This window comes from Chryseobacterium sp. SSA4.19 (genome assembly GCF_022601875.1).
GTDB lineage: Bacteria > Bacteroidota > Bacteroidia > Flavobacteriales > Weeksellaceae > Chryseobacterium.
On the sequence record NZ_JAKVIP010000003.1, the window covers coordinates 148175 to 168008 of the forward strand.

Annotated in this window: 14 protein-coding genes; 10 read left to right on the top strand and 4 right to left on the bottom strand. The window is 37.1% G+C overall.

Translation table 11 applies throughout. The features are described from left to right. A complete protein-coding gene (locus MKJ01_RS03080) occupies positions 1–978 on the bottom strand; it encodes an aldo/keto reductase (RefSeq protein ID WP_241611535.1) in 978 nt (325 codons plus the stop codon). 245 nt (positions 979–1223) lie between these two features. Between MKJ01_RS03080 and MKJ01_RS03085 the strand changes: the two genes are divergently transcribed. The 4 genes from MKJ01_RS03085 (at position 1224) to MKJ01_RS03100 (ending at position 6116) form a co-directional block, all read left to right on the top strand. Then, entirely contained in the window at positions 1224–1739 is a 516-nt protein-coding gene (locus MKJ01_RS03085) for a DUF2975 domain-containing protein (protein ID WP_241611533.1), read from the top strand. A gap of 1 nt (position 1740) precedes the next feature. Beyond that, positions 1741–1947, top strand: a complete 207-nt coding sequence (locus MKJ01_RS03090) for a helix-turn-helix transcriptional regulator (protein ID WP_241611531.1) — start codon at positions 1741–1743, stop codon at positions 1945–1947. A gap of 117 nt (positions 1948–2064) precedes the next feature. After that, positions 2065–2937 (top strand): ABC transporter ATP-binding protein, encoded by an 873-nt coding sequence (locus MKJ01_RS03095; RefSeq protein WP_241611529.1) that lies wholly within the window; start codon positions 2065–2067, stop codon positions 2935–2937. A gap of 2 nt (positions 2938–2939) precedes the next feature. Next, positions 2940–6116: a M1 family aminopeptidase gene (locus tag MKJ01_RS03100; RefSeq protein ID WP_241611527.1), complete on the top strand. Its 3177-nt coding sequence runs from the start codon at positions 2940–2942 to the stop codon at positions 6114–6116. Positions 6117–6139: 23 nt separating this feature from the next. On the opposite strand, the gene MKJ01_RS03105 is transcribed toward MKJ01_RS03100, so the two are convergent. After that, positions 6140–8485 carry an outer membrane beta-barrel family protein gene (locus tag MKJ01_RS03105; protein ID WP_241611524.1) on the bottom strand — a complete coding sequence of 782 codons (2346 nt, stop codon included), beginning with the start codon at positions 8483–8485 and terminating at the stop codon, positions 6140–6142. A gap of 124 nt (positions 8486–8609) precedes the next feature. Then, complete coding sequence (locus tag MKJ01_RS03110) at positions 8610–10925, bottom strand: outer membrane beta-barrel family protein (protein ID WP_241611522.1); 2316 nt, start codon at positions 10923–10925, stop codon at positions 8610–8612. A gap of 192 nt (positions 10926–11117) precedes the next feature. Here MKJ01_RS03110 and MKJ01_RS03115 point away from each other — a divergent pair, with 192 nt between their 5' ends. Together MKJ01_RS03115 and MKJ01_RS03120 are read left to right on the top strand one after the other, a co-directional pair. Next, positions 11118–12812 carry an AraC family transcriptional regulator gene (locus MKJ01_RS03115; protein WP_241611521.1) on the top strand — a complete coding sequence of 565 codons (1695 nt, stop codon included), beginning with the start codon at positions 11118–11120 and terminating at the stop codon, positions 12810–12812. 105 nt (positions 12813–12917) lie between these two features. Further along, complete coding sequence (locus MKJ01_RS03120; RefSeq protein ID WP_241611520.1) at positions 12918–13346, top strand: hypothetical protein; 429 nt, start codon at positions 12918–12920, stop codon at positions 13344–13346. 116 nt (positions 13347–13462) lie between these two features. Here the strand turns inward: MKJ01_RS03120 and MKJ01_RS18915 are convergent, their stop codons facing one another. Then, a complete protein-coding gene (locus MKJ01_RS18915) occupies positions 13463–14437 on the bottom strand; it encodes an AraC family transcriptional regulator (protein ID WP_241611518.1) in 975 nt (324 codons plus the stop codon). Positions 14438–14523: 86 nt separating this feature from the next. Between MKJ01_RS18915 and MKJ01_RS03130 the strand changes: the two genes are divergently transcribed. From MKJ01_RS03130 to MKJ01_RS03145, 4 genes are all read left to right on the top strand, one after another. Further along, positions 14524–15696, top strand: coding sequence for an FAD-dependent monooxygenase (locus MKJ01_RS03130; RefSeq protein WP_241611516.1), 1173 nt, complete (start codon positions 14524–14526; stop codon positions 15694–15696). A gap of 3 nt (positions 15697–15699) precedes the next feature. Further along, positions 15700–16089, top strand: a complete 390-nt coding sequence (locus MKJ01_RS03135; protein WP_241611515.1) for a hypothetical protein — start codon at positions 15700–15702, stop codon at positions 16087–16089. Positions 16090–16399: 310 nt separating this feature from the next. Continuing rightward, positions 16400–16876 (top strand): hypothetical protein, encoded by a 477-nt coding sequence (locus MKJ01_RS03140; protein WP_241611514.1) that lies wholly within the window; start codon positions 16400–16402, stop codon positions 16874–16876. A gap of 568 nt (positions 16877–17444) precedes the next feature. Continuing rightward, positions 17445–19823, top strand: a complete 2379-nt coding sequence (locus tag MKJ01_RS03145) for a PAS domain-containing sensor histidine kinase (protein WP_241611513.1) — start codon at positions 17445–17447, stop codon at positions 19821–19823. The last annotated feature ends 11 nt before the right edge of the window (positions 19824–19834 follow it).

The following is a 19834-nucleotide window of genomic DNA, read 5'->3' on the forward strand; positions in this document are numbered from 1 at the left end:
TTATTTATCAATTTGCTTTTCTAAAAATTCGGGATACCGGTCGCCAACCAGCGTAATTCCATTGACTGCGGTATCAATTTCTGTTAGTTCATCTGCTGTTAAAATAATATTTGTACTGACAATATTCTCTTCCAAACGATGCAGTTTTGTAGTTCCCGGAATCGGTACTATCCACGGCTTTTTTGCTAACAACCATGCTAAGGCCAATTGCCCCGTCGTCACATTTTTCTGCCGGGCAATTTCAGAAAGCGCATCCACTAAAACCAGGTTGGCTTTTATGTTTTCTTCGGTAAAACGAGGGAGGACATTTCTTCGGTCTACATCCTCTAATTTTGTATTGATAATGCCTGTAAGGAAACCTTTGCCCAAAGGACTGAAAGGAACGAAACCAATTCCTAGCTCTTCTAATGTGGGGATAATTTCATGCTCAGGTTCACGCCAGAATAATGAATATTCACTTTGTAATGCTGATACAGGTTGAATTGAGTGTGCTTTTCTAATTGTCTTAGCACTGGCTTCGGATAAGCCGAAATATTTTACCTTACCCTCCTGGATCAGGTCTTTTACTGTTCCTGCCACCTCTTCTATCGGCACATTAGGATCAACCCTGTGCTGATACAGCAGATCTATATAGTCAGTTTTTAATCTTTTCAGAGAGGCCTCGGTAACCGCTCTTATCGTTTCGGGCCTGCTGTCCAATCCTACTGCCGGACTGGCATCTTTACAGCCGAATTTTGTAGCAATCACGACATCTTTTCTACAATGCTTCAATGCGTCACCAACAAGTTCTTCGTTGGTGTAAGGTCCGTACGCTTCTGCCGTATCATAAAAGGTGATTCCTCTTTCAACGGCGTTGTGTAATAGTGTGACGGCTTCTTTTTTGTCCATTGCTTTTCCATCCAGAAAGTTTAACCCCATACAGCCAAAGCCTAAAGCAGACACTTCCAATCCGCTGTTTCCCAATTTTCTTTTTTGCATGATTCTTTTTTTATTTTTTTAACCCTACTTTATTTTCAATGACAAAGTTCCTGATTGCCGTGCTTTAAAAAGTAGTTCAATTGGTCATTGTTGTAGTCAGATTTTCAGATGTTCTTACAAAAAATATGAATTGTGCTACCATAATCCAAGAGTCCGGTAAACTTTAATTAAAAATATTTTTTAATTAATTAATGTTTTACAATAATTAATTATATATTTGCATTAATAAATTTATTAGATATCCTATGAATCAGAATAAAAACATTTCAAAGATCCTGTATTACCTATGCCTTTTATTATCTGCAGGTTATCTCCTTACGTTTACCTATTCGGTATTTTGCCTGCTGACGGGTTTTGCCGTAACCCCTTACAAAAATGATCTGTATCTGCATATCAATTATCCTTTTGCCGGGCAGCCATTTCTCAATATCGAAAACAACTATCCTTATATTATTCTTTCTTTTTTGTCAGTTTTATTGACGTACGGAATTTTCTTCTGGTTGTCAGCAAAAGTATTTAAGGTTTTTTTTCAGCCGAAATTGTTTACTGAAGGAAATATTGTACAGCTTAAAAGATTTTATAATTACAATATCTTCCTGCCTTTACCCATCGTTACTATAGCAAGCTTTTTTGTAGAAGTGGAAAACTTCATATGGGGATTGGTCTTTATCCATTTCATGCTGGGAATTTTCTGCTTTTTTCTTGCCAATATTTTTAAGCAGGGCTTACATTTACAAAACGAACAAGATTTATTTATATAAAATGCCAATTATCATCAACTTAGACGTCATGCTTGCCAAACGAAAAATGCAGAGTAAAGAATTGGCAGAGAAACTGGGAATCAGTGTGGTTAACCTTTCTGTTCTTAAAACGGGAAAAGCTAAAGGCGTGCGTTTCGATACGTTGGAAGCAATCTGTAAAGCCTTGGAATGCCAGCCCGGCGATATCCTGGAGTATAAAGAAGAATAATTAAATAAATCAAAAAGCTTTCGTAACCTTTAGTTAATTAAGCTTTTCCTTAACACTTTTACACAAATTAAAAGCAATGGAAACGTTGCCGGTAATCCTGCGACCTAAAATCACTCTATGAATACTTTAACAATTAACAATCTGAATCTCACCTATAAAAATGGTTTTCAAGCGATTAATGACATTTCTTTAAAAATAGAAACCGGAATGTTCGGTTTATTGGGATCTAACGGAGCCGGAAAGTCATCGTTGATGAAAACCATTGTAGGACTGCAGAAACCAAGTTCAGGAACGATCATCTTCAACGGAATTAATGTTTCGGAAAATCCGGGGCATATCAAACAAAATCTCGGATTCCTGCCTCAGGATTTTGGAGTTTATCCTAAAATATCTGCATATGACCTTTTACAGCATATTGCTCTGTTAAAAGGAATCAGCAACCATTCCGAGCGGAAAGACCAGATTTTAAACCTGTTGGAAAAAGTCAACCTTTCTGATTTTAGAAACAAGGAAGTCCACACATTTTCCGGTGGAATGAAACAGCGTTTCGGAGTTGCCCAGGCATTGCTGGGAAATCCTAAGATCATTATCGTTGACGAACCGACCGCCGGCCTTGATCCTGAAGAACGGAACCGTTTTAATTCTCTGCTTAACGAGATCAGCAATGATGTGATCGTGATCCTTTCTACGCATTTGGTGGAAGATGTCCGGAATCTGTGTTCAGAAGTAGCCATTATCAATCAGGGAAAGCTCCTTACAAAGGGAAAACCAAGCGAACTTATTGCCGGGCTGAAAAACAAGATCTGGTCAAAACCCATTGAAAAAAATCAGCTGGAAAATTATCAATCCAACTATAGGATGATCAGCCAGCAACTGATCGAAAGGGAATTATATATCACTGTTTTCTCCGAACAGCGGCTTCCAGATTTTACACCGGTACATCCATCGTTGGAACACGTCTATTTCAACACGCTTACCCCAAAACCATAATTATGAATATTTTATTTTTATTTGAGGTCCAACGTACAATCAAGCGTTGGCCCGCATATCTCATTGCCTTGATTCTACTATTGACCGGTATTTTTTGCGGGAAGCGGTTCAACCTTACCATTGGGGAAGGAATTTATTTAAATTCACCTTATACCATTGGTTTCATGACAGGATTGTTGAGTCTGGTCATTATCTTTTTTGCGATCATTTTTTCCATTCAGGGGCTTTTTAAAGATTGGGATTCTAAATTTGACATTCTTATTTTCTCGTATCCGTTTTCAAAACTAATTTATCTACAGGGAAAGTTCGTCAGTTTTTTTCTGCAGACTTTTCTAAGTTTCATTTTTTTAATAATCGGATTTGTAATTGGGCAGCACCTGCGTACCGGAAGCGAAATTCAACGCTTTTTTCATTTCTGGCATTATTTCTATCCTCTTCTGATCTTTGGAGGAATCAATTGCATTATAGTCTGCAGCTTTTTATTTTTCATTTCATTGACCACAAAGAAAAAACTTCTGGTTGTTGTCGGCGGGCTGTTTCTTTATGTTCTTTATATGATCATCCTGATCTTTTCCAACTCACCGTTTATGGCGGGAAGCTTACCTCAGTCACTGGAAACACAGCAATTATCCGCATTGGTTGACCCTTTCGGTATTTCATCCTATTTTTTTGAGGCAAGAACATTATCCGCTCAGCAAAAGAATGAACTGGTTGTACCGTTTTCCGGATATTTACTGATCAACAGAATTATTTTTCTGGTCATTTCAGTGCTGTTTTTACTATTGACCTACAGATTATTTTCATTTTCTTCATTTTCAAAAAACAAAACTAAAAACAAGAACAAAAAACAGATCACAACTGGATGTTTTCGTCATACTTCAGTACCATTTACCACCACAAAATCTGCTTTTGGATGTAATTCTAACATACAATCCGTTTTATCTTTTGCAAAAATCGATCTCATTTACCTTTTTAAAAGCATCACTATGGTAGCTTTTGCTATTTTACTCTTATTCTTTGTAGGAATGGAAATGTATGCTGAAATAGAAAAGGGAGTCCGCCTTCCCCAGCAATATGCAAGCTCAGGATTGATGTCGACCACTATTTCGGAAAATTTCCATCTGTTTGGAATGCTCATTGCCATTTATTTTATTAACGATCTTTATTGGAGAAGTCATTCTTCAGGATTTTCACTGATTGAAAAAAGCACCTGTTTCTCTAAAAATAAAATAAGCGGTCATTTTCTGTCCATCAGTATCTTATTTTTCTTTCTTACCGGTATTTTAATTGTTGAAGGATTGATATTTCAGTTTGTTTACAGCTATTTTCACATCGATTGGAATGCGTATTTAGGAACCGTTCTTTTTAATACCTTTCCACTGATCCTTTTCTCAGCATTTATTTTGCTCATCAACGATAATATAAAAAATCGATTTGTAGCACTAGGAGTTTCCGTGCTTGCAGGATTTATTTTTACCGGACCGGTTTCAAAAAAGATCATATCCTATCCGTTATTGAGAATATTTTCTGATTACAAAGGCGTTTACAGTGATTTTAACGGATATGGTCCCTATGCCTCAGCTTTTGCAGAACGACTGTTATTCGGCCTGGCTTTGATTGCTTGTTTTTGGCTGTTCAATGAGCGCATCAAAACAAAAAAATGGCATGTGAAACCATTTATTTTCATCATTATTACAGGAGCTGTCGGAGCTTTTGCCGGAAATCTTTTTATAAAGGGTTATATTCCTCAAAATGAAGATGAAAAAATGGTACAACTGGCCGGATATGAACAAAAATTCAAGCGCTATAAATATCTTGCACAACCGACTGTTACAGACGTAACCACTGAGATACAGCTGTATCCATCTGAAAGTTCTTATCATATCAACGGTACATACAGACTGCTTAATCCAACTGACAAACCTATTAATAAGATTCTGATTAATTTCAATTCTGACCTCAACATAAAATCTGCAGTTTTCCGCTCTGCTTCAGAATCAAAAAAAATTGATCAGACAGTTACTGAACTTTATCTTGAACACCCTTTACAGCCTGGAGAAACCGCTAGTCTGGATTTCAAAATTTATTATAAGTGGTCAGCGGTTAATGGTCACGATTCTTTCAATGCAATTATAGGAAACGGTTCTTTTATGAGAATCAGCAGGTATTTTCCTACTTTCGGATACCAGGCTAATAATGAAATTGAAGATGAAGGAAAACGGGCAGCATTCAAGCTGGGAAAACAACCGGAATTAAAAAAATTAGACGCTCCTGAAGTGTTTAGAAAAGATTTTATTAATCTGGATATGACCATTTCCACAGAAAAAGGCCAGGCAGCTGTTGGAACCGGAGATTTAATTCGACAGTATAGTAAAGATAACAGAAATTATTTCCACTATAGATCAAACGGCATTACGTTTCGCTTTGCAGTTTCTTCCGCCCGATACCAGGCAAAAAGTATCATACACAAAGGGATAAAGATTACTATTTTTTATAATAAAAAGCATTCGGAGAACGTAGACCATTTACTTGAAAATGCAAAAGTTACTTTGGATTACTGTACAGAAAATTTTGGAAAATATCCGTTCAAAACCATCAGCTTCGCTGAAGTTTCTTCTTTTACGAAAGGTTTTGCCGCTACTGCTTATCCGTCAGCCATCTTTATGACGGAAGATATGCTTTTCCATGCCAATATTCACGCAGACCAAAATCAGGATGTTATCAATGAACTCGCCGGACACGAACTTTCACATCTCTGGTGGGGAAACAGCCAGATCGATCCTGATGACAGAGAAGGTTCTGCCATGTTAACCGAAACCCTGGCCATGTATACCGAAATGATGATTTATAAAAAAATGCATGGAAGGGAAAAAATGCTGGAAAAATTAAAAGTGCATCAACAGATTTTTGATAATGAAAAAGGCTTATCTGAAAATCAGCCACTGTACAAAGTAAGCGGTAAAAGTACCCATATTTCGTATTCAAAAGGTGCCGTTGTTATGGTAACATTAAGTGAGCTGATTGGTGAAGAAAATGTTAATACAGCTCTTAGAAATTTTCTTACGAACAATCAATACCCTAAAAAACCGACCACTTTAGATTTGCTTAAAGAGTTTTATAAGGTAAGCCCAAATGAAAGAATTAAAAAGAAAATTTGTATTCTATTTAGCTCAAAATAGCTTTAATCAAAGACAATATCAAATCAGTTGGCTCTGCTTTTTTCATCGAATTTCACATTTCTTCCCTCTGTTTTAACTTTCTTATTTCCAAAGTTGTATGTCAGCGAAACCGAGAAGCTTCTGCCGTCATAATAATTATTAAAAAAATGGGTTGAATTCTGATAATAGATCTCTCCGTGACTTTTTGCTTGTCTGAACACGTCAGAAACATAAATATTCATCAGCAGGTTTTTGTCCATGAGGCTCAATTTTAATCCTGCTGTGAAATTTGCAACATAATATGAATAGGTATTTCCGATGCTTGAAGGCAGTCGAAACCAATAATTCATAAAAAACTGGATTGTTTTGTCTTTATTGAGTGCAAAATTATTCTGAAGATCAAAGCTGGTGCTGTTTCCTTTTCTGGAAGCGGCATCCGTTGCGAACACGTGGGTTTTCATATGAGAAAAATCCAGAGAGTAATTAGCTTCCCAAAATTTAAAAAAGGTGTCTGAATAATTCACAGTGATGCCTGTGCTGTTTTTATTGAAAAAATTATAAAAATTACTTGTTTTATTTTCGCCTTCCAGTATGACCAGTTGGCCGAATGCATTTAATTCTCTTTGAAAATACGTTGATGCAGACAGTTTGCCTTTGTAAACATAAGACAGTTCAAAATTGTCATTAACGGATGGATTAAGGGCAGGATTTCCTGAATAATAGGAATTGACATTTGTGTACCATCTGAATGGATTGAGGGCACGGAACCCTGGCCTGTTGATCCTTTTTGAATAATTGAGGTTAAAGGTATTGTTCTCATCAGCTTTGTAGGTAAGATATGCTGTAGGAAAAAATTTTCCATAGGAATTCTCTGTAACCTGACCGGAAGAAACAGAACTCCCATTGATTACCGAATATTCGTAGCGCAACCCTGCTTTTAATGACCATTTATTATCGATCTGCTTTTCCATGCTTACATATACTGCATAATTCTTCTCGTTATACTTGAAAAAATTACTTCTCTGAGGATCCGTAATATAAGTTCCACCAAGAAGATTCTGGTATTTAATGTCGGAATTATTGTCAAAATTCGTAAATTTTACGCCTGCTTCAGTTTTGGCAAATGTAAACGGAAGTGAAAGATCGGCCTGGCCGGAATAAATGCTGTAATTGAGCTCAGAAGGTGTTTTCACGCTGTATGAACCACCCGAAGCGTTATCTCTGGTGGTGAAATCAATAGTGCTTTTCGGCGTATTGGAGAAATAATTGCCTGTAATGCTCAGTTTGTTTGATCGCTTTCCGAAGTTGATATCATAATATGCACTTACTGTATTCTGCTCATTGTCATTACGATGTTCTGCATAAGTAGATAGCGTATTCGTGTAATTTTCGTTTTGAAAATAGTCTGAATCATTCGTAATATCCATGCCGGAATTTCCAAATCCGTAATCGAGCACAAAGCCAATACGGGATTGCTTATTAATCTCATAATCCGAACTAAAATTAAATCCCGCACCCTTCCAGAAATCTCTTCTGTTGTCCGTGCTATTCATCCCGTCCTGTCCTATGATCCTGTAATTTTCAGAAGAATGTTTCTGACTGTCGTACTGTCTCAGTTTTAAAGAAGTCCTTAGCTTTTCATTCTGATAATTGACTGTTGTAGAATTTGAAAATCCGGCATATGTAGTTTTCATAAAACTGGTGGTCAAACTTCCGTTCCAGCCAAGATTCTGGTTTTTCTTTAAAACGATATTGATAAGACCGCTGTTTCCCTGAGCTTCATATTTGGCCGGAGGTGCGGTAATCACTTCTATTTTTTCGATATTTTCAGATCTTAGGCTTTTAAGATAATTAATCAGTTCGGTTCCTGAAAGGTTCAGTAACCGGTCATTGATCATTACTGCGAGTCCGCTTTTTCCTACCATGGAAATTCCTGCATTTTCGTCTACTTTTATCTGTGGCGTTATGCTCAATGCCTGCACACCATCCATTCCCTGTGAGGCTATTGAACCGGAAATATTAAAGATCAGCCGGTCTGCTTTCCGTTCAATTATTTTTTTTCTTGCAGTGAATGTAATCCCTTCAATCTGCTTTTCATCTTTGTCTGAGATGATAAAATCATATGTTGTATTTCCTTTGACCAAAACTTCATCATGATAAAGTACTTTTCCACCATAAGCGCATTCTATTTTGTAAGTTCCGTTTTCAGGAAGCTTTACAGTATAATTGCCTTTTTCATCAGAGATGGTTGTCTGTTTGAGCTGATCTCTTATAATGGTGATTTCCGCATAGGAGACCTGATTTCCTGACTTTGTGATTTTTCCGTTGATTTGCTGTGAAAGCACAAAAACAGGTGCCAGTAAAAAAATAGAAATGGTGGACTTCAGCATAGTTATTATTTTAATAGTTACTATTAGGACAATTCTATACTATTTTTTATTACATCCTATACATCTCATCATTCCGACAATATAAATACTTATCTGGCCTATACACCTGCCTACATCTCTGCCGTTACAAACGGTCAGCACTCTCATTGACGATCTTTTCCTTGTAATTAGATTTGCTGACATTACCGATATTATATTTTACCGTTAAAGACACCGTAGGCGTATTGCCATAAAAGGAACCTGTAGATAAAATCTTTTTATAATTCAATGACTGGATGTAGTCCATTTGTCTAAAGACATCATTATATCTTGCAGTTAAATCAAATTGACCGAAACTTGCATTTAATCCTAAATTGACCAGACACATAGCATTATACTTAAAAATACCCTGAGTACGGTTTGTGATGTAGGAATAATCGAGTAAGAAACTAAGATTTTTCCTTACATGGTAACTGTTATTGGTTGAAAAATATAAGTAAGGCGTACTTTTCTGAGAAACGGCCATCGCATCTTCTATCCTGTCATAATTAAGACTCACGTTATTTTGCGATGTCCATTTCTTATAAATCAACTCGTAGTCTACCCCAAGGCTACTCCCGATTTCTTTATCAAAATTGACAATCGTAAATGTTGAAATATTTTTTGCTTCGTCAAATACCAAAGTGTTGCCCATTGGGTTTTTATCTTCATAGTAAGAAGCGGTAAGTGACCATTTCTTCAATTTGGCATTCAGTGTTATTGTATTTGAATAGCACGGCAACAACAATGGATTTCCTCTGTATTCCACGTAAGGGCTTCCATACAAACCTCCCGATGACAGATTGCCATAATTGGGTCGTGTGATGCTTCTCCGGTAATCCAGGCTGAAATTAAAATGCTCGTTAGGCTCAAAACTCAGCTGCGCAGAAGGAAACCAATCGTTATAAATCCTTGCGATGTCGTCCACACCGGTTGATGTATTATCACCTTTTGCAATTGTGTTCTCCATTCTGACACCTGCCTTCATTCCAAATTTTTTCATATTGAGATCCAGATTTGCATACATTGCCATATTCGATTCTTTAAACAGATATTCCAACCGGTCTGGCTCCTGAATGTTGGCCAATTGAATCGTATTGTCTGTAAAAGTTTCCGCACTGTTAAAACTTCCTCCCAATTGTACTTTAAATGGATCTGAGAACTTCTTCTCTATATCTATCCGCCCGGAGTAGATATTACCTGAATATAGCTGGTGCCGGAACTGTCTGAATTCGTAACCAGAAAAGTCTTTATTATCGTAGAAGTCATAATCAACATTATCACTCTCTCTTTTGTACTGGAAGCCTGTGAAAACACTGGCTTCTAATTTTGGGAGATTTTTATTGAAATTGAATATCGCATTCACTGTTGCACGATTCTTGTCCTGCCTGTTCAAAGTCTGGACGTTGGTAATAAGAGTATTTTCAGCATAGTTCGTAACTGTATTATTATTCCCTTTGTCAGGCCTCATATTGCTGTTGAGGGCCAAAGATATATAATCACCTTCCTCACCTAATTCCTGATAAAAATTGGCACCGAAGATCAATTGCGGCCGTTTGGTTACAGATTTTATAATATAATCGGAGGTTATTGATTTAGTGTCGACCTGATAATCAAAGCCGTTACTTTCCCAATGATTGACTTGATTATAGGAAGCGTTTAGCTTCCATTCGGTTTTGTTTTTCTTCGACTGGTAATTTCCAGAGAGATAATTGCTGTATTTTTTCTGGAAAACTCCCGTTTCGGTTAGGATTAATTTCTGATTGTCCTTTTTATTTTTCTTAATCGTGACCTTTATAACCGCTTTCCCTTCAGCTTCATATCTGATGCCTGGATTTCTGATCAGTTCTATCGACTGTATGTCATCCACGGAAAGTGCACTCATGACAGAAAAATCAACCCGCTGGTTATCGATGTACAATAAAGGTATGCCTTTGCCTACAAAGTAAAGATTTTCACCATTGGGATCAATTCTTATAAAAGGAAGCCTTGACAACAGATCGGTAACATTTGCTACTTTGCTTAGGACGGAATTGGCAATATCAATACTCAGATTACCGTTATCTACTTTTACCGCATTTCTATTTTTAACGATTTTTAATTCTTCCAGTTCTGTCACATCAGACCTGAAAATGATTTTGATCCTGTAGTCTGCATTTAAAGCAAAGGGCAATTCGTTCTGTATCCGGGAACGGTTTATGATCTGAATAAAATACGTATTGACATCAACCTCTTTGAATTCGAAAGTACCGTCCTGCGAAAAAACAGTTCTGATAATATGATCCTGCCCGTCAATTAAATTAACTTCAGACAGTTCCACCCTTTGGTTTTTCTGATTGAGAATCTCACCTGAAATACTGAAACGACTCTGAGCTGAAAGACGTATTGAAAACAAAAACAGAAGCGTTATGATGATTTTCATATGAACATTAAATTTTTGCCAAAAATAGCTCAAGGCAGAAAATTTCTAAAGCAGTATACGTCCCAATTGATGAATTGAGACCACTCTAATGTCCTGATCTGTCAATTTGTAGAATAGTTACGATCACATCACTCCTTTCACATGGACTTCCTTGGAAAAATAGTTTATTTTTGTGCGTATTAACTTTTAAAGATGAAATTATTCAACAAATTTCTGGTTTTATTTTCCTTTCTGGTGCTCGGCCTGGTTTGGGAAAAAGCGGTCCCGGAGAAAGATTATAATTCTTTGAGACAACAATATCTTTCTTTACAGGAAAATGACCGTGCAGCTTTTGATAATGGTCTGGATGCTTTTATTACGAAGGCAACAAAAGAGAAAAATTATGAAATGATGGCTCAGGGTTTTGATGATGCCCTGTTTTTCATCAACGACAAAAACCAAAAATTAAATTATGCCAATAAAGCGATAAAGACAGCCCTGCTTTCCAAAAACAAAGATACTATAGGAAACGCTTACCTCAGGAAAGGTATTGTCTATTATTATAATTTCAGACAATTTAAAAAAGCTCTTAATGAATATCTTTTGGCTTATAGATATCTGGAAGATTCAAAAAACAGAGTCTTGACCTATCAAAATCTCTATCATATTGCAGAGATGAAAGCCTATCTTGGTTATAATGAAGAGGCACTTCTCCTGTTTAAAAAATGTCTTGATTTCTTTGGTAATGATGATAAAAATGCAGAATCTTCCTCAAAAGATTACCTGAATAGCCTTCATCAGACCATAGTATGCCTTCAAAAACTGGATCGTTTTAAAGAGGCCGACACTTATCTCGACAAAGCACTTCATCTGATTGTAAAAAATCCGAGTCAGAAATTACAAAAAAGTTACTTTTTTAAATCCAAAGGTATATCAGAGCTGGAAAAAGGCCATTATAAAAAAACACAGGAATATTTCGAAGAAGCGCTTCCTGAATTAATACTGCATGATGATTTCATCAATATTTCTATCATTCATTTTTACCAAGGCCTTCTTTTTGAGAAATCGGATCGAAAAATTTTAGCTTTGGAATCTTTTAAAAAAGTAGATTCTATTTTTAACAAGCATCAGTTTGTTCTGCCCGAAGTCCGGCCTGCCTTCGAATATCTTTTGGAAAACGAGCAGAATAATATGGATGTGAAAAAGGAATTGTATTACACAAAACAGTTATTGAAAGCAGATGAAAATTTAAATGGGAATTTTCAATACCTGTCCGGTAAAATCCACAAAGAATACGATAAACATTCACTGGAAGTACAGCAACAGCTTTTGATACAAAAAGAGACAAGAACATTTTACGTATTTCTTTTTACTGTCATATTATTAGGGATCTCGGTCATATTCTGCATTTATAGATTGCTGGAGCACCGAAACTCCAAACGTGAGTATATTGCTTTAAACAATCAGTTGCAAAAGATGAAAAACGAACTTAATTCAATTAAGAATTCAGCTCCTGATACAAAGCCTAAACTCCATATACCCGATGAAGTTACACAACAGATCTTGCTGAGACTGGAAATATTCGAAAAAGAGAAAGGATTTTTACAAAAAGGCCTGACCCAACAAAAGTTGGCCTCTCAATTACAGACTAATGTCAATTATCTTTCACAGGTGATCAATGAGCATAAAGGAACCCATTTTAATAAATACCTCGGAACCCTGAGAATCAGCTACATCACAGACCAGCTTCACAACAACAAAGTATTTTTAAAGTACAGTGTCGAAACTCTGGCTCAGGAATGTGGTATTGCATCAAGACAAAATTTCTCAGATCTCTTCTTTGATATCAATGGTGTCAGGCCAACAGATTTTATCCGTACTCTTAAACAGCAATATCAGATCGTGTAATTTGCTGAAGACTTGTTAAATAGCGATTCTTAAGGTAAGAATGAAGCTAAATGGAAGATATTAATGGCATTTCTATTGTAGCAATTTATTTATTAATTTGATTCTATGAAAAAACTGACTTTACTAACAATTTGTCTGCTCGTACTGTCATCCTGCGAGAAACCTAAAACTACAGAGAATACCACTAAAAAAGAAAAACAGGTTGGTTCTGATAAAGATGATCACGGATGTATTGCCTCGGCAGGACAAACCTGGAGCGAATTGGAACAGGATTGCATCCAGGTATTCAACAAAGGTTTCCGACTGAATCCAATAGAAGTTAAAAAAGATGAAGCGGTTATCAGTGCTTTTGTTTTATCGAGTGACGATCAATCTAAACTTGAGCTCTTTTTGCCTGACAATACCGAACATCATACGATCATTCTGAACAAGGCCGATAAGGATACGTATCAAAATGGCCGATATAAATATGATTCCGATAAGTCTATTCTCTACGTCGATGGTGTAGAGAAATATAAAGGTAATGTAGAATAATTGATTATTATATATTCAAATTATAGAGTAAAAACTCTTTTTCGGGTCTTACTCTATATTTGATAAATCACGCAATTTATTAAAAAGGTTCATATTATAAATGAATAAAAAGAGACTTATTTGTCTTTCAATCGATGTTGTGCACTCCACTTCTTTGGCTTCATTCCAAAATGTTGCTCAAATAACCTCCCGAAATAGCTCAGATTAGTGAAACCTAACTGATATCCTGTTTCTGAGACCGAAAGATGTTTATCCCGTATCAGTCTTGCTGCCTCCTGCATCCTTAGGTATTGACTATATTCATAAATGCCCTTTCCAAAAACCTGCGTAAAAAGCTTTCTGAGTTTAAGAATATTCATACCACTTATTTTTACCAGATCCTCCTGTGTTAACGGCTGTTCGAGCGAAGATGAAATTACATCCCTGACACGGTAAAGACCTGCTATTTCATTGCTTCGGAGGCTCTGATGAATAACATGCTGCCGTTTGGAAAGGTTTTTAAAAAGCAGGTAAAGCAACTCCAATGATTTCAATTTGTAATACGCTTCGGAAAGTATGCCTAATATTGGAAATCCGGCAATCTCATTAACAAGATCAGCTACCTCCGGTGACATAAATTCTTCAATCAATAATGTTTTTTCATCATTAAAAAGATAACCGAATGCCTCCTGATCTTTCCCTATAAAACTTTTGAGAAAATCGAGTTCGATCAGTATCGTGATCTGGCTGATCGTAAATCCTTTCGGAAACACCACGTCACTTTCCAGATGAAAAGGCGTTATCCGGACGTGAGGTTGTGTTGGGAGGAATTTTTCATGATACGCATTCTCATTATGGTCTGAAGAATGGCTGAAAATGTTCTGGAAAGAGAAAAGCAGGCCTCTTTTAACAGCATCAATAGGTTTTCTTCTGTATGTAAATGTTTCTTGCGCTATAACAGACCGGATCATCAGCAGCATTTCCGGAAGCATATCAACGATATGAATCTCGTTGAGCCGCAAAAGATCCAGGGTATTGTTAAACTCAGATGCCGACATTCCCAATTTCTCTGCCAGAGCAAGCATCTGCCTCTTATTATCAATTAAATTCACTTTATGGACTATTTTTATTCCAAACAGGACTATTTTATCCTTAAATATAAAGCTAATTTTGTAATAAAGATTTAAAAATTATAAAAATGAAAAAGAAAATTTTAATATCAGGTGGAGGAATTGCAGGGTTGACCGCTGCAAAATTACTATCAGCACAAGGGCACAATGTTACGGTGATTGACAGAGCTTCATCGTTTACCAAGGCTGGTTTCCTGATTTCCCTGAAGAGTTTTGGTGTCCGGATCATGGAAGAACTCGGTTTGACGGAAGAACTGCAGGCAGCATCTTCTCCATCTGACTTTGTCAGCTTTTTGGAAAAAGATGATCAGGTTATTCAACATATCAGCTATGAAAAAATGAACGAAAATATAGAACGTTCAGTGCTGATTTCCCGCGGCGGACTTCATCATGTTTTGTATGATCATTTAAAAGACCAGGTAGAAATACTTTTCAACACCACCATTTCCGGAATTATTTCAGCAGGTGACAAGACCGGATTAACCTTCTCCGACGGACACAGGATGGAAGCTGATCTTGTTATTGTTTCTGAAGGCCTTCGTTCTTCAACAAGGGAACGTTATTTTACCGATTCAAAAATGGAAGATTTCAATACGCTGTATATGGGGGGAAGACTGCAAACGGAACATCCCTATCCTGTAGGCGCTTTTAAAATCTATATTGATGTGAATAAAATGCTCTCTATTTACCCAATCGCAAACAATGAAATTGCCATCCAGTGCTACATCCGTCATACCGGTGATCTTGCAACGATAAAGCAAAAATCGACGGAGCTGTTGCGCACTTCTTTCAGTCATTACAGTATAGAGGTTAACGATCTGCTCAACCGTTTTGCTGAAAAAGGCATGATGTTCGTCGATAAAATGGGGATGATAGAAGCACCTAACCTGGTCAATGGAAATATGGTTCTGCTGGGTGACGCAGGGTATTGTCCCACTGCCCTTTCAGGAATGGGAGCATCGCTTTCAATCTATGGAGCAAAGGCATTATCGCACTTTATCAGCAAAACACCCGACAATCTAACATCCGCCTGCAGCAGCTATAATCTATTGATGCAACCGATCATCCGTAAATTTCAAAGAAATGCCATAAATAATGTTTCATCCTTTATTCCTGCTGATGCGCAGCGGCTTGATCAGTTTGTCAGTACTTTCAGGGCAGCCTCTGATATCGAACTTAAGAAGATCATGACTGATCCGATCATTCTCACTGAAGAACAGTTAAATTTTAAAATCAGCTAAACGATGAACTTTAAAAAAATACTTTCTATCATCATTGGATTTGGCACCATTGGGCTTTTAAGTTCCGTATTTGCAACCATACAGGGCATCTTATTTCCAGCTTCTGTGCAGCTTTTTAATCAGGCTAGTTGGAGTTTTTACGATATTATTCAGCTTGTCGTCAAATTAATGTGCGTTTATCTTAGCTGTATTGCAGGAGGTATTGTAACATCGTTGTGTGGAGGAGAAAATAAGCAGCTGTACATTGTCGGAATATTAATTACACTGGTAATTATATGGTTATGGATAAGTACAGTACATGTTTTTTGGTTCTGGACATTACTCATAATAGGAAGTTTACCTTTTGTTTTTCTGGGAGCTAAAATCAAGCGGCAACTGTTTACTGAGCAGTAACCCTATGATTTTTTTAGAGAATTATACAAAGATAGCATGACAAGAACATACTAATATAGCCTGAAAAATAGATAAGGGATAATAAGAGCCTATACATAATCATTTAATTGATTCTTAATCGCAGTTGAAATAAGCCAGAGTAAATTTAAAGATAATTGTGAACTATGATTCAGTGGATAATATCGTTTTTTTAGAGAATATGGATATTTTCACGGGTAAAGATGCTCGCTGAATAAAGGGTATAAAGGCAAAAAAAGGCATCTTTCAAAAGAAAACACCAGATATTCCGTTTAATTCTTACATTTGGGCTATGCAAAAAAGTTTTTATCTCATCATTACCATTATATTATTTTCCCTTAACAGCTGCTATACGTATCAGGTGAAAAAAAAGGCAGATCCGGCTGTCGGAGACCAGCAGGCATCTAAAAAGAATACGGATGCTGTTAATGCCGCTTCTGCCCCAATAAAAAGTTCAGCCTCTGCCTCCCAAAACCTCAATGGGCCACAACCACCTGTTCAAATTGATATAAAAGAACAGCTTGTCCCCAATAAAAATGTTAAAATCGACGTTGACGGCAAATCTTATAAAATAATCATTGACCGGTGGGAAAATGACAGCCTGGTGGCACATCCGGTCCGGCAGCCTGAAAAAATCCTGAAATTCCACAAGAACCAGATCAATAGTGAGAAAATTGCGGAAAAACGCTTTTCACAGCCTATCGCTGATATTATTACCATAACAGTCTATGCCGGAATCGGCGTAGCCATCTGGTCACTTCTCCGTTGATTTTTAAAAATTTCCATTTTATTACAGGAATTATTTATTCTTAAAATTCATTCCGTCTTATCTTATAAAAGATTCCCTACTCTATGAAGTTTCCTGGAGCTGGATTCTGTGTACAATGTATTACAATTATATGAATCATTCATTTATTAAACATACCATTAATTCCAATCTCTAAACAGGAAAATAGTATCGTATTTTTCAATAGGAAAAGTAGTATTAATTATTTACAGGAAAGGTTTTTTATTTCAAAAACATCAATATTGTTAACGGAAAAAAAGTAAAATACAGCAATCGAAGAGATACCGATATATATATTAAATCCAATTAACAAACATCAACATTTTTAATTTTCATTAATTTAGAATACAATTCATTACATGAGAGATTTCATAGCGAATTAAAAAAAAGTCCGTGAATTTGCCTGTGATGATTGACTTTGTTGTACCTTTTCAGTGAGAAAATTAAAGTACTGAATTATTTTGGCCGTACGAAAGATCTGGTAATCTCTATTTGTAAACGGCTAAAACTTTAATTTGTTTGTTATCCAATATAATTCCAGCAGCAATTTATGAAAAACTCATCCGATAAATATATTTCTGAAAAACGAAGTGTTGCTGAAACAGAAGCTCGTCTGAAAGCTTTAATTGAAGCCACTTCTGATGTGGTTTACTCATTAAGCCCTGACTGGCAGGAGATGCGGGAGCTTGACGGCAGAGGCTTCCTGAAAGATGCCGATGCTCCTACCACAAATTGGAGATCCGATAATATATATCCTGATGATATGGATATAGTTAATGACAAGATAGAAGAATGCATCCGTGAGAAAAAAATATTTTTCATGGAACACCGTGTTTTACGGGCTGACGGAACACCGGGCTGGACTTCCTCCAAAGCAATACCTATTCTGTATGATCACGGGAATATTGTAGAGTGGTTCGGAATAGCACAGGATATTAGCCAGCGCAAAGAGGACGAAGAAGCGTTATTAAAAGCCAAAGCTGAAACTGATCAGCAAAAAAGGCTGTATGAAACCGTTACTTCATCAACACCGGACCTTTTGTATGTATTTGATCTCAACTACCGTTTTACTTATGCCAACCAGGCTTTGCTTAACATGTGGGGCAGAACATGGGAGGACTCAATCGGAAAAGGGCTTCTGGAAATAGGATATGAGCCCTGGCATGCAGAAATGCATGAGAGAGAAATTGACGAGATAAAAGAAAACAAACTTCCTATACGTGGAGAAGTATCATTTCCCCATGCAGTTCTGGGAAGCAGGATATATGATTATATTTTCACCCCGGTTTTCAATGAATATGGAGAAGTTGAAGCTATTGCCGGGGCCACAAGGGATGTAACAGAAAGGAAAAGATGGGAAGAAAGTCTGAAGACGAGTTCGGAAGCCCTCCAGGAACTTAATAAAGAACTGTCCAATACTAATCGGGAGCTTGAACTTACCCTTGAAGAAATAGCCAAAGTAAATGATGAATTAGTCAGAGCCCATGAAAAAATTGAAGAAGGACAGGTTGCTTTCCAGTTGGCTGTTAATGCTGCGAATTTCGGCACCTGGTTTGTGCATTCCATCACCAGGGAGTTCATTACCGATGCCCGTTCAAAAGAATTGTTCGGGTATTACGAATATGAAACATTATCAATTAAACAGGCCCTTGCACAGATAACGGATGAATACCGGCCTTTTGTCACTGAAAAACTGGAAAATGCCATTAATAACAACGGTGATTATGACGTGACCTATCCTGTTATCGGTTTCCATGATAAGCGTCTCCGCTGGCTGCGTGCCATTGGCAATCTTAAAGCAGACCCTTCCGGTACTTTTTCCGCCTTTACGGGCATCGTCATGGACATTACTGACCAATATATTGCCAGTGCAGAGATTAAACGTGCGGAAGAAAGTTTAAGAATGGCAGTAGATGCGGCAGGTTTAGGTACCTTCCAAATGAGTAAAGGCAACGGCAGTTTTACCGCTTCCCAAAAACTTAAAGAGTTTTACGGATTTTATCCTGACGAATTCATGTCATATGAGGCTGCAGCCAACCAGATCCATCCTGACTTTCGTACATCGGTAGCGGCTAATGTGGAACGTGCCTTTTCCGAAGGTGCCCGCTTTGATATGGAATACCCGATTATCGGCTTCCATGATGAAAAGCTTCGATGGGTACGTACCATAGGCGAGGTACAGCAAAAAGACGGCAAAAAATATTTTACAGGCGTCATCCATGAGATCACTGAAAAAAAGTTGGATGAAATCCGGAAAAATGATTTTATCGGAATGGTAAGTCATGAACTGAAAACACCGCTCACCTCAATAAAAGGTTACATTCAGCTGATGCAGCTTAAATTTTCAAAAACACAAGATGAATCTTTTTCTAACATCTTGGAAAAGGCTAATACACAGATCAACAAAATGACTTCCATGATTAATGGGTTTTTGGATATTTCAAGGCTTGAGTCGGGAAAAATACATATCAACAGGCAGTTCTTTGACCTGGCTCCGGTATTAAAAGAGGCGGAAGAAGAATGTATAGCTACGATCAACAGCCATGTAATCGTCTTCTCTCCTATTGAATCCGTAAAGATCAATGCTGATCGGGATAAAATTGGGCAGGTCATTCATAATCTGATCAGCAATGCCGTTAAATATTCCTCTCCGGGCACTACTATCCGTGTTTCATGCACTTCCGATAATGAGTTTGCCTACATCAGTGTTAAAGATCAGGGCAAAGGGATTAAGCCGGAGGATGCCGTGCATATTTTTGACCGCTATTACAGAGTGGAGGGCGAAGACATGCATTCGATTTCAGGTTTTGGGATCGGACTTTATCTGTGCTCGGAAATTATCAGCCACCATAAAGGCACAATTTCATTAGAGAGTGAAGTTGGCGTAGGTTCTGATTTTATTTTTTCCCTGCCTCTGAATATGGTGTAACGATAGGATAG

What these genes read in the sequence shown, in the direction of transcription:
- MKJ01_RS03100 (WP_241611527.1), top strand. Translation starts at nt 2,940, where the DNA reads ATGAATATTTTATTTTTATTTGAGGTCCAACGTACAATCAAGCGTTGG.
- MKJ01_RS03135 (WP_241611515.1), top strand. Translation starts at nt 15,700, where the DNA reads ATGAACTTTAAAAAAATACTTTCTATCATCATTGGATTTGGCACCATT.
- MKJ01_RS03130 (WP_241611516.1), top strand. Translation starts at nt 14,524, where the DNA reads ATGAAAAAGAAAATTTTAATATCAGGTGGAGGAATTGCAGGGTTGACC.
- MKJ01_RS03095 (WP_241611529.1), top strand. Translation starts at nt 2,065, where the DNA reads ATGAATACTTTAACAATTAACAATCTGAATCTCACCTATAAAAATGGT.
- MKJ01_RS03145 (WP_241611513.1), top strand. Translation starts at nt 17,445, where the DNA reads ATGAAAAACTCATCCGATAAATATATTTCTGAAAAACGAAGTGTTGCT.
- MKJ01_RS03090 (WP_241611531.1), top strand. Translation starts at nt 1,741, where the DNA reads ATGCCAATTATCATCAACTTAGACGTCATGCTTGCCAAACGAAAAATG.
- MKJ01_RS03080 (WP_241611535.1), bottom strand. Translation starts at nt 978, where the DNA reads ATGCAAAAAAGAAAATTGGGAAACAGCGGATTGGAAGTGTCTGCTTTA.
- MKJ01_RS03105 (WP_241611524.1), bottom strand. Translation starts at nt 8,485, where the DNA reads ATGCTGAAGTCCACCATTTCTATTTTTTTACTGGCACCTGTTTTTGTG.
- MKJ01_RS03115 (WP_241611521.1), top strand. Translation starts at nt 11,118, where the DNA reads ATGAAATTATTCAACAAATTTCTGGTTTTATTTTCCTTTCTGGTGCTC.
- MKJ01_RS03120 (WP_241611520.1), top strand. Translation starts at nt 12,918, where the DNA reads ATGAAAAAACTGACTTTACTAACAATTTGTCTGCTCGTACTGTCATCC.
- MKJ01_RS03110 (WP_241611522.1), bottom strand. Translation starts at nt 10,925, where the DNA reads ATGAAAATCATCATAACGCTTCTGTTTTTGTTTTCAATACGTCTTTCA.
- MKJ01_RS03140 (WP_241611514.1), top strand. Translation starts at nt 16,400, where the DNA reads ATGCAAAAAAGTTTTTATCTCATCATTACCATTATATTATTTTCCCTT.
- MKJ01_RS03085 (WP_241611533.1), top strand. Translation starts at nt 1,224, where the DNA reads ATGAATCAGAATAAAAACATTTCAAAGATCCTGTATTACCTATGCCTT.